Below are 10,813 nucleotides of genomic sequence, written 5' to 3' on the forward strand. Positions count from 1 at the left end.
CACAGCGGTCCGCTCAGCCGGAGAGGCGGCGCGCGAAGGCACCCGACGTCTGGCTCACTCCGCTGCAATCCGTGGCCGCGTCGTCCTGCCCGGACCGCCCGTCCTCGCACGCGCGGTCCCGGAACGCCGACCACATCGACACCCAGGCGACGTCCTTCCGCTCCGCGAACGTCCGCACCTGCGCCGCGTCGGACAGCGTGAACGTCTCGCCGGCCACGTCGTTGACGCCGATCATCGAGGTCAGCGCCATGCCCCGCCAGGCGTTCGGGTCCGACAGCCCGAACACCTTCGTCAGCTGGGCGTGCGCGGCGGTCGCGGAGGCCACGGCGTAGTCCCCCATGTCACCGTCGTACGACTCGCCGTAGTTCATGGTCATGAGATTGACCGTGGAGACCTGGACGTCGTACGTGTTGGCGGACTCCAGCAGCGCGAGGCCGTCCGTGTCGAGCCCCGAGGGCATCACCGGAAGGGTGAAGGAGACCTTCAGGTCCGGGCGTTCCGCCTGCAACCGCGCTATCGCCCGCGAACGCAAGTCGACGGAAGCGGAGTTCGTGAGCTCGTCACCCTCGATATCGAAGTCGGCCTCGCCGGAACCGGCCGCGTCCAGTGCCTCGCCATAGGCGGCGGCGAGATCCGCAACGCTGTCGCAGGCGGCGGCCAACTCCTTTCCGGAGGCGCCGCCGAACGAAACGCGGACCCCGGCACCGGTTTTCCTCAGCGCGGATATCCGGGACGTCACGGCGGAGTCGGTGATCGCCTCGGTGCCGTTCCACTTCGGCGTACAGCCACTGCCACCGGAGATCACGAAGGCGAGGTTGTACGTCGCCGGGGACCCGGCGGAGTCGGTGGCCGCAGCCTCGGTGGCGCTGACGTAGGGGGCGTAATCGGTGCTGGTGGCGGGGGCGGCGGCGGTGCTGGAGGCGGTGGCGTGCGGTGCGCTCGTGGCCTCGGCGGAACAACCCGTCACCGCGAGCGCGACCGCGCAGCCGGCCCCGGCCAGCGGCCTCAGTGGACTCCTCATGGGGGGAAATCTCTCACACCAGGGTGTGGATTCCGTGCGTTCTCTCAGCTCGCCGACAGGCTCAAGGCGCCTTCATGGGCGGCTCACAAGAACCTCGGGTGGCTCACAAGAATTCCCGAGAAATTGCCACATAAAGGCTCTCTAATATCCGGGGAATGCAATCCGAACCCGCCATCGAAACTCGCGCCGCCGGGCGCGGTCGTCGCCGCGAACATGGCAACGGGTCCACCGGGGGACCCGTGTTCGTTGACACCACCGGACGCCGGTCGAAGGTGCTGCGCCGCCTCGGCCTGTTCCTCGGCGCCGTCTGCCTCGCCTACGCGGGCGTGCTCGCCGCCGCCTTCATGGGCTGGGGCACCTCGCTGAACCCGTCGTCCCTGCTGCCCTTCGGCACCAGCGCCGAGGGCGGCCGGGCGCCCGGGCGGATACGGCCGGAGGGCGGTATCGGCCGCCAGGCGGACCTGCCGGACACCATCCGGCCGACGGCTTCCCCCACCGCGTCCACGACCCCGTCCGCCTCCGCCTCCGCGTCCGCGGACGCCAACTGACCGGAGCGCAGCGGCAGTCATGACCACTCCGACATCCTCCCGGGGCCGCCGGCGCGCGCCCACCCGCATCGAGCGCGCGGCAGGCAGGGCCGCGGCGCTGCAACGCCCCCGCGTCGTCCTCGCCCTCCTGCTCCTGCTCGCGCTGACCTGCGTGATGCTGCTCGACGGGTATCTGCGCGCCGAGGTCGGCGGCGACCAGCGCGTGCGCAGCGGGGCCGACTCCAGCGAGGTCCCGGACGCGATCCTCGACGGCGGCCCGATCCTCACCTTCCGGGGCGGCCAGGCCACCACGGTCTCCGTCCCCGCCAAGACCATCGCCCTCACCTTCGACGACGGCCCGGACCCGACCTGGACGCCACAGGTCCTGGACATCCTGCGGAAGTACGACGTCCCCGGCACGTTCTTCCTGGTCGGCTCGATGGTGTCGCGCTACCCCGGCATCGTGAGGACGATGGTCGAGCAGGGCAACGAGGTCGGCATCCACACGTTCACGCACGTCGACCTGTCGTACCAGTCCGCGTCCCGCGTCGACCGCGAGATGGAGCAGACGCAGCTCGCCCTCGCCGGTGCGGCCGGCATCACCACGACCCTGTTCCGGGCGCCGTACTCCTCCGAGACGGACGCCGTCGACAACTACAGCTGGCCCGTCTACCAGAGGCTCGGCAAGGACGGCTACACCAGCGTCTTCGTCGACACCGACAGCGACGACTGGAAGCGGCCGGGCGTCTCCGACATCGTGAAGTGGGCCACCCCGAAGGGCACCCGGGGTACCTCGGTGCTCTTCCACGACGCGGGCGGCGAACGTTCGCAGACGATCGCGGCGCTGCCGCGGTACATCGAGAAGATGAAGGCGAAGGGCTACACCTTCACCACCATCAGCGGGGTCATGGAGCGGCAGCGCGCGGCGGACCGGCAGGCGGCGGGCGGCGGCACGCCGGCCGGCCTGCGCCTCCAGGCCGCCCACCACCAGGCCACCGGCCTGACCCTCTACGAGGGCAAGGCCCTCGTCGCGGCCGTGGCCGTCGCCGAGTGGACCGTACCCACGCTGTCGGTCGGGCTGGCGATCGTCGGGGTGGCCGTGCTGGGCCGCTTCGCGATGATGCTCGTCCTCGCCCGCCGCCACCACCGGCAGCGCAACGGACGCCGGTTCGCCTGGGGCCCTCCGGTCACCGGGCCGGTGAGCGTGATCGTCCCGGCGTACAACGAGAAGGAGTGCATCGCCAACACCCTCCAGTCGCTGGCGCGCAGCACCCACCCGATCGAGATCATCGTGGTGGACGACGGCTCCACCGACGGCACCTCGCGGATCGCGCGCGACGCGGCCGAGTCGCTCGGCATGACGAACGTCCGGGTGGTCCGCCAGGAGAACGCCGGCAAGCCGGCCGCGCTGAACAACGGCGTGCGCGACGCGTCGTACGACATCGTCGTCATGATGGACGGCGACACGGTCTTCGAACCGGACACCGTGCGTTACCTGGTGCAGCCGTTCGCCGACCCGTCCGTCGGCGCGGTCGCAGGCAACGCCAAGGTCGGCAACCGCACCACGGTGATCGGGGCCTGGCAGCACATCGAGTACGTGATGGGCTTCAACCTCGACCGGCGCATGTACGACCTGCTGCGCTGCATGCCCACCATCCCGGGCGCGATCGGCGCCTTCCGCCGGGACGCCGTGCTGGCGGTCGGCGGCATGAGCGAGGACACCCTCGCCGAGGACACCGACATCACCATCGCCATGCACCGCGCGGGCTGGCGGGTCGTCTACCAGGAGCACGCCCGGGCCTGGACGGAGGCGCCGGGCTCCCTGGGGCAGCTCTGGTCCCAGCGCTACCGCTGGTCGTACGGCACCATGCAGGCCCTGTGGAAGCACCGCGAGTCCCTGACGGACCGGGGGCCGTCGGGCCGCTTCGGCCGCGTCGGCATGCCCCTGGTGGTGGTCTTCCAGGTGGTCACGCCGCTCTTCGCCCCGCTCATCGACGTCTTCACCGCCTACTCCATGATCTTCGTCGACTTCCGGGCGGCCCTGCTGGCCTGGCTGGCGGTCCTCGGCGTCCAGCTCCTCTGCGCGGCCTACGCCTTCCGCCTCGACCGCGAGAAGTACCGCTACCTCCTGATGATGCCCCTGCAACAACTGGCCTACCGCCAGATGATGTACCTCGTGCTCATCCACTCCTGCGTCACCGCGCTCACGGGCGGCCGGCTGCGCTGGCAGAAGCTGAAGCGGACGGGCGAGGTCGGGACACCGGCGGGGGCGGGCTGAGATGGGGGCGCACAGCAGAACCGGGACCGTTGCCGCCGTACGGCCGTCCCGGCCCGAGCCCGCCGGGCGCGACCGCTACTTCGACACGCTCAGGGCCCTGGCGCTGGTCCGGGTGGTGACCTACCACACCTTCGGGTGGGCCTGGTGCGGGCTGGTGTTCCCCTCCATGGGCATCATGTTCGCCCTGGCCGGGACGCTGATGGCGAAGTCCCTTGAACGCCCGGCCCCGAAGGTCCTCAGGAGCAGGCTCAGACGGCTCCTGCCCCCGTTCTGGTTCTGGGGCTCCTTCGTGGTCCTCGCGATGCTGGTCCACGGCTGGATGCCGGGTTGGCAGATCGTCTACTGGGTCGTCCCGCTCGGCGACCCGCCGGGCAACGCGTGGGGCGAGCAGGCCTGGGAGATCCTCTGGTACCTGCGCACCTACCTCTGGTTCGTGCTGCTCTCCCCGCCGCTGCTGCGGCTCTTCCGGCTCGCCCCGGTCCCCGTCCTGGTGCTGTCCCTCGTGCCGGTCCTGGTGCTGGGCTTCGTCTGGTCCGGCCCGGACAACCGGCTGGGCAGCGCCCTGTGGGACCTGTCGACGTACCTCTTCTGCTGGATGCTCGGCTTCGCCCACCGCGACGGCGTGCTCCAGCGGGCGAAGCCGGTCCTGGTGATCGTCCTGTCGCTCGCGGCCCTCGGCTACGGCGCCTGGTACGCCTTCGGGCACCAGGCGGACTTCGGGACGTACGACCTGGACGAGAACCCCCTCGCGCAGGCGTTCTGGTCGGCCGGCTTCGTGACGCTGCTGATGTGGGCGAAGGCGCGCTTCGGGATCGGCTTCGCCGCTCTGGCCCGGTTCCGGCGCCTGGACCGCGCGGTCACCGTGTTCAACGCCCGCGCGGTGACGATCTACCTCTGGCACCAGATCGCGCTGGTGCTGGCCGTCCCGCTGATCGACCGGCTCTGGGACGTGCCGGCCTTCGAGACGTACCTCCCGCTGGACAGCCAGTGGTTCCTGTTCGGCGTCGGCTGGGTGCTGATCGCCTTCTTCGTGCCGGCGTGCGGGTGGGTGGAGGACGTCGCGGCACGCAGGAAGCCGACGCTCCTGCCGGGAGGGCGGGCTGCAAGAATGGGCGGGTGACCCGCGCTTCCCTGAACAAGCAGCCGCACGAAGTCGCCTCGATGTTCGACGACGTGGCGGAACGGTACGACCTGACGAACGACGTGCTGTCGCTCGGCCAGGACCGGCGCTGGCGCAAGGAGGTGGCGAGGGCGGTCGACGCGCGCCCCGCGCAGAAGGTCCTGGACCTCGCCGCCGGGACGGCCACCTCCTCGCTGCCCTTCGCGCGGACCGGCGCGTACGTCGTCCCCTGCGACTTCTCCCTCGGCATGCTCCAGGTCGGCAAGAAGAAGCACACCTGGCTGCCGTTCACGGCGGGCGACGCGACGAGGCTGCCCTTCAAGGACGACACCTTCGACGCGGTGACGATCTCCTTCGGGCTGCGCAACGTGCAGGACACGGACGCGGCGCTGCGCGAGATGTACCGGGTCACCCGGCCCGGCGGACGCGTGGTGATCTGCGAGTTCTCCCATCCGACGTGGGCGCCGTTCCGCACCGTCTACACCGAGTACCTGATGCGGGCGCTGCCGTCGGTCGCGCGCGCGGTGTCGTCCAGCCCGGACGCGTACGTCTACCTCGCCGAGTCCATCCGGGCCTGGCCCGACCAGCCCGCGCTCGCCGAGCGGCTGGGCAAGGCGGGCTGGTCCAAGGTGGCGTGGCGCAACCTCACCGGCGGGGTGGTCGCGCTGCACCGGGGCTTCAAGGAGTAGCGGCATCGAGGAGCGGCGGGCCCCGGGTGGGCCGGGGCTTCGAGGAGAGCTTCAGGAGGAGCCGAATCCGGCCACCGCGTACGGGTCGCCGGGCTGCTCCAGCTCCCGTCGCAGTCCGCCCGTCGGGGGCCGTGGAACGCGTGGTTCACGCACGCCTCCGCCGCCCTCGCCCTCACCGAAGTCGAACCACACGTAGACCATCGAGTCCGGCGGCACCTCGGCACCGGGCTGCGGGTACTGGCGTACGACGTAGTCGACGACGGTGCGGTGGAAGTCCGGGCGGTCCGGCGCGTTGAGGAACAGACCCCGCGCCCTGGCCGTTTCGCGCGCGTCCACGGCCATCAGACCGACCAGATGCGGGACGCGCACTTCGGGTGTTTTGGGTGGTATAGGCACAGATGTCACCCCCAGCGGTACTGGCAGGGTAACTCCCGCCCGGCCCGGCCGGAAGGCTTCGGTACCTTTCGGTGACAGACGGCTACGGAGCGTGAGGGAAGCGGAGCCGGAAACACAGGGCCGGCTCGTCCAGCGTGGGGTGCGGGTAGGTCTCCGCCCGCTCCATGCCGAGCCGCCGGGTCACCGCGATCGACCGCTCGTTGCCCTGCCGGACCATCGCCACCACCCCCGGCACCCCGGCCTCCCGCACCCGCCGCAGCGTCTCCCGCGCCGCCGCGGTGGCGTACCCCTTGCCCCAGTGCGCCCGCCCGAGCCGCCAGCCGATCTCCGTCTCGCCGACCGGGCCCCAGTCCGGCCGCCACGGCTGCGCGCCGGTGAAGCCGATGACCTCGTCGGAGTCGTCCAGCAGGGTCCACAGGCAGAAGCCGTGCTCCGCGTCGTGCCGGCGCTGGCGCGCGGTGAGTTCCTCGTACACCGACAGCTCCGCCGGCCTGCCGCCGTGGAACTCCATGACCTCCGGGTCGGCGAAGACCCGGTGCCAGGCGACCGCGTCCTCGTGCGTGGGGACGCGCAGCCGTACCGCGGGGAGAGGTCGCTTCACAGGGCAGCCCTTCAGCCAGTCGATCAAGTCCGCTGAATAGACTGCCCATGTCCAGTGCCGGTCGGCACGCAGATTTCGAAACCTTGGGGAGATCCCGCCGTGACCGAGCCCCTCTCCGACCACACCGCCGATGTGATCGTCGTGGGCGCGGGGCCAGCCGGCTCCACGACCGCGTACCACCTCGCCAAGGCCGGTCTCGACGTCCTGCTCCTGGAGAAGACCGAGTTCCCGCGCGAGAAGGTGTGCGGCGACGGCCTCACCCCACGCGCGGTCAAGCAGCTCGTCGCCATGGGCATCGACATCTCGGAAGAGGCCGGCTGGCTGCGCAACAAGGGCCTGCGCATCATCGGCGGCGGCTCCCGCCTCCAGCTCGACTGGCCGGACCTCGCCGCCTACCCGAACTACGGCCTGGTCCGCAAGCGCGACGACTTCGACGAGCAGCTCGCCCGCAACGCCCAGAAGGCCGGTGCCCGCCTGTACGAGCGCTGCAACGTCAGCGGCCCGGTCCTCGACGACCGCACCGGCCGCATCACCGGTGTCACCGCCAAGCTCGGCGAGGAGAAGCGCGAGGTCACCTTCCACGCGCCGCTCGTCGTCGCCGCCGACGGCAACTCCACCCGCCTCTCCCTGGCGATGGGCCTCCACCGCCGCGAGGACCGCCCCATGGGCGTCGCCGTCCGGACGTACTTCCACAGCCCCCGCCACGACGACGACTACCTGGAGTCCTGGCTGGAGCTGTGGGACCGCCGCGGCCCCCAGGACCGCCTGCTGCCCGGCTACGGCTGGATCTTCGGCATGGGCGACGGCACGTCGAACGTGGGCCTCGGCGTGCTGAACACCTCCGCCTCCTTCAAGGAGCTGGACTGGCGCGAGATCCTCAAGGCGTGGTGCGCCTCCATGCCGGAGGACTGGGGCTACACCCCGGAGAACATGACCGGCCCGATCCGCGGCGCCGCCCTGCCCATGGCCTTCAACCGCCAGCCGCACTACACGCGCGGGCTGCTGCTCGTCGGTGACGCCGGCGGCCTGGTGAACCCCTTCAACGGCGAGGGCATCGCCTACGCCATGGAGTCCGGCCAGATCGCCGCCGACGTCATCGTGCAGGCCCACGCGCGCGCGACGCCCGCCCAGCGCGAGATCGCCCTCCAGCGCTACCCGCGCGTCCTCAAGGACACCTACGGCGGCTACTACACGCTCGGCCGCGCCTTCGTGAAGCTCATCGGCAACCCGAAGGTCATGCAGATCGCCGCCCAGCGCGGTCTGACCCACCCGCTGCTGATGAAGTTCACCCTGAAGCTGCTGGCGAACCTCACCGACCCCACGGGCGGCGACGCGATGGACCGCATCATCAACGGCCTGAGCAAGGTGGCCCCGAAGGCGTGACTAGGAGCTGAAGGCCGCGGCGTTGGCGGCCCGGCGCGCGTACACCGCGTCCCGCCGGTCCGCCATCTGCCGCAGCGCGTCCTTCTTGTCCCGTTTCGAGAGCCGGTCCAGATAGACGTACCCGTTGGTGTGGTCGGTCTCGTGGGCCAGGCACCGCGCGAAGTACCCGGTGCCCTCGATGACGACGACGCCGCCGTCCCTGTCCCGTCCGCGCACGACGGCCCGATCGGGCCGCGGTACGGCCATCACGGCACCCGGAACCGACAGGCACCCCTCGCCCTCGTCCAGCAGCCGTCGCCCGGTCGTGGGCGTTTCGAGCACCGGATTGACGATGTGCCCGACATGTCGGACTCCGTCGTCATCGGGGCAGTCGTACACGAACAGCCGCAGATCAACCCCGACCTGATTCGCCGCCAGCCCGGCGCCCTCGGCGACGTACATGGTGCGGAACGTGTCGTCGATGAGCGCGGCGAGGTCGGGCCCGAACTCCGTGACGTCCCGGCACGGCCTGTGCAGCACCTCCTCGCCGACCTCGGTGATGCGGCGCACCGCGCCCCGCCCGGCCTCGGGGGCGTACCGCGGGTAGTGGTCGGCGGGACTTCCCTGTACGAACACGCGTGGCATCGCGTGGACTCCTTCGCTCGGCGACGGACCACCGGACGGCGGCCCGGGCAGAGCATGCCAGGGAGGGGGGAGAGGCGTGTCGGGGACGAGGCGAGGCGCGTCAGGGGCAGCTCGCGGCGGTCCAAGGGCGGCGCGCGGCGTTCCAAGGGCGGCGCGCGGGGTTCCGGGGACGCCGCGAGGGCCGCTGCCACCGAGTGGCTGCGGCCCTACGCGTGTGAGAGGTGCGGGGTGCGCTCAGAGCACCCGTACGGCGCCGGTGGGCGGGTCGTACGACAGCGGGCGCTCCACGACACCGGTGGAGGGGTTCTGCGCGCCGACGAACATGCCGTCGCCGACGTACACCGCGACGTGGTACGCGGCGCCCGAGTTGCCCCAGTACAGGATGTCGCCCGGCTGGAGGTTGCTCAGCGAGACCTGGGTGCCGGCCGTCGACTGGTCCTGGGAGACGCGCGGCAGGCTGATGCCGACCTGCTTGAAGGCCGTCTGCACCAGGCCGGAGCAGTCGTAGGCGGAGGGACCGGTGGCGCCGGAGACGTACGCCTTGCCGACCTGCGCCTTCACGAAGCTGATGACGGCCGCGGCCGAACCGGTGGCCGTGGACGTGCTGGTGCTGGTGGACGTGGAGATGGTGGTGGAGCCGGCGTCCGCCGTGGTGGAGAGCGTGGTCCGCTCCGCGGTGCGGGAGGCGCGGGCGGCGGCCTCCTTGCGGGCGGCCTCCTGGGCCTTCTTCTTGGCCTCCGCCGCCTTCTCCTTGGCGTCGGCGAGGTCCGCCTTGGCCTGCTTCGCGGCCTTCGCGGCAGCCGCGTCACGCTCGGCCTGCAGCTGGTAGTTCGCGGCGGCCTGCTCGGTGGCGTCCGCGGACTGGGCCGCCTGAGCGGCCAGATCGGCCGTCAGGGTGGGCAGTTCGAGGGTCTGCGTCACCGGCTCGGCAGCGTTCGCCGAGCCGGACGCCCCGGCGACTGCCAGGGTGCCGAGGACGCCACCGGCAACTCCGGCCCGCATCGCGAGGGTCGACGCGCTGCGGCGGGGCTTCCGGTGGCTGCGTATGTGAGCGGTGTGGGACATGGGAACAACCGGTACCAGGGGCTCCTTCATATCTTCAAGAAACGTGTGCTGCGCCACAGTTGTTCAATCGAGACCCGGAAACCCGGGCGTGTCGCTCTTTATTGACGCCGTAACGGACATTGTGGACGCCCGCGATCAAGCCCTTGATCACGGTCTTTGATCATTAAGTCCGAATTGCCCCCCGCTTACCACTGGTTGGGTTCGTTGGCCAAGCCCGGTTCTCAGACGCCTCTCATGAATGTGGCGGACGTCACGGAACGATTACCGGAATGGTGGCGTCCGGCGCGTGTTCGGCTCGTGAACGCGTGCACGCGCCCCGACCGCGTCCACATCCCGCCCCGACCTCCCCCCGAGGTGTGAACGCGCCCCACTACCAGCCCTGCGCGTCCACCGCCAATTTGCATGCGTCGGAAGTCTCTTGATATGGAGACGCCCCCTCCGGCCTGCGGTGACATGCAAGATTGTCACTTCTGGTGATCAACTGAACGCTTCGCGTATGAAGATCACCCATCATCCGACTTCATGATCCTTCGTCAGGTGGTGGAGATCACAAAGCTTGTGCAATACCCCGTGTCGCAGATCACAGAGCGGCGGGCATAAGATGCGAGGCAGTTGGGCTTGTGACCTGCTTCACATGTTCGCGATCTTCGCCGGGGCGAGCGGGGTTCGTGGGGCCGGTGAGGCCGGTGTGAGCCCAGTGCAACCGCCAGCAGTCAGCGCCGACTGAGAGGAGCGAGGAGCGGTGAACGCGTATGCGCCCATCCTCGTACTGGGAGCCCTCGGGGCAGGCTTTGCGATCTTCTCCGTGGTCATGGCCACGCTGATCGGTCCGAAGCGGTACAACCGCGCGAAACTCGAAGCCTACGAGTGCGGCATCGAGCCGACCCCCACGCCGGCCGGCGGCGGGCGCTTCCCCATCAAGTACTACCTGACGGCGATGCTCTTCATCGTCTTCGACATCGAGATCGTCTTCCTCTACCCCTGGGCCGTCACCTTCGACGCCCTGGGGATCTTCGGGCTCGTGGAGATGCTGCTCTTCGTGCTCACCGTCTTCGTCGCGTACGCGTACGTATGGCGGCGCGGCGGCCTGGAATGGGACTGAGGGGCCT

Annotated in this window: 11 protein-coding genes; 6 read left to right on the forward strand and 5 right to left on the reverse strand. The window is 70.4% G+C overall.

What is annotated here, in order from left to right; all coding sequences use genetic code 11:
* Positions 1-13: 13 nt before the first annotated feature.
* Positions 14-1,021, reverse strand: a complete 1,008-nt coding sequence (locus IE273_RS18925) for a chitinase (RefSeq protein ID WP_189816382.1) — start codon at positions 1,019-1,021, stop codon at positions 14-16.
* 239 nt (positions 1,022-1,260) lie between these two features.
* On the opposite strand from IE273_RS18925, the gene IE273_RS18930 reads away from it, so the two are divergent.
* From IE273_RS18930 to IE273_RS18945, 4 genes are read left to right on the forward strand one after another with little or no spacing between them, the layout of a single operon-like run.
* Entirely contained in the window at positions 1,261-1,569 is a 309-nt protein-coding gene (locus IE273_RS18930) for a hypothetical protein (RefSeq protein ID WP_189816383.1), read from the forward strand.
* A gap of 19 nt (positions 1,570-1,588) precedes the next feature.
* Positions 1,589-3,826 (forward strand): bifunctional polysaccharide deacetylase/glycosyltransferase family 2 protein, encoded by a 2,238-nt coding sequence (locus IE273_RS18935; protein ID WP_189816384.1) that lies wholly within the window; start codon positions 1,589-1,591, stop codon positions 3,824-3,826.
* A gap of 1 nt (position 3,827) precedes the next feature.
* Positions 3,828-4,946 carry an acyltransferase family protein gene (locus IE273_RS18940; protein ID WP_189816385.1) on the forward strand — a complete coding sequence of 373 codons (1,119 nt, stop codon included), beginning with the start codon at positions 3,828-3,830 and terminating at the stop codon, positions 4,944-4,946.
* Positions 4,943-5,635: a demethylmenaquinone methyltransferase gene (locus IE273_RS18945; RefSeq protein WP_189816386.1), complete on the forward strand. Its 693-nt coding sequence runs from the start codon at positions 4,943-4,945 to the stop codon at positions 5,633-5,635. Before IE273_RS18940 ends, IE273_RS18945 begins: the two co-directional genes overlap by 4 nt.
* Positions 5,636-5,686: 51 nt before the next feature.
* Here the strand turns inward: IE273_RS18945 and IE273_RS18950 are convergent, their stop codons facing one another.
* Positions 5,687-6,004 carry a PASTA domain-containing protein gene (locus tag IE273_RS18950; RefSeq protein WP_189816387.1) on the reverse strand — a complete coding sequence of 106 codons (318 nt, stop codon included), beginning with the start codon at positions 6,002-6,004 and terminating at the stop codon, positions 5,687-5,689.
* Between the two features lie 109 nt (positions 6,005-6,113).
* Entirely contained in the window at positions 6,114-6,632 is a 519-nt protein-coding gene (locus IE273_RS18955) for a GNAT family N-acetyltransferase (RefSeq protein WP_189816388.1), read from the reverse strand.
* Between the two features lie 99 nt (positions 6,633-6,731).
* Here IE273_RS18955 and IE273_RS18960 point away from each other — a divergent pair, with 99 nt between their 5' ends.
* Entirely contained in the window at positions 6,732-8,015 is a 1,284-nt protein-coding gene (locus IE273_RS18960; protein WP_189816389.1) for a geranylgeranyl reductase family protein, read from the forward strand.
* Here IE273_RS18960 and def read toward each other — a convergent pair whose 3' ends face one another.
* Positions 8,016-8,639: a peptide deformylase gene (gene def, locus IE273_RS18965; RefSeq protein ID WP_189816390.1), complete on the reverse strand. Its 624-nt coding sequence runs from the start codon at positions 8,637-8,639 to the stop codon at positions 8,016-8,018.
* Positions 8,640-8,873: 234 nt separating this feature from the next.
* Positions 8,874-9,704: a C40 family peptidase gene (locus IE273_RS18970; RefSeq protein ID WP_189816391.1), complete on the reverse strand. Its 831-nt coding sequence runs from the start codon at positions 9,702-9,704 to the stop codon at positions 8,874-8,876.
* Between the two features lie 742 nt (positions 9,705-10,446).
* Between IE273_RS18970 and IE273_RS18975 the strand changes: the two genes are divergently transcribed.
* Positions 10,447-10,806 (forward strand): NADH-quinone oxidoreductase subunit A, encoded by a 360-nt coding sequence (locus IE273_RS18975; RefSeq protein ID WP_003992243.1) that lies wholly within the window; start codon positions 10,447-10,449, stop codon positions 10,804-10,806.
* The last annotated feature ends 7 nt before the right edge of the window (positions 10,807-10,813 follow it).

This window comes from Streptomyces olivaceoviridis (assembly GCF_014650115.1).
Classification (GTDB): domain Bacteria; phylum Actinomycetota; class Actinomycetes; order Streptomycetales; family Streptomycetaceae; genus Streptomyces; species Streptomyces olivaceoviridis.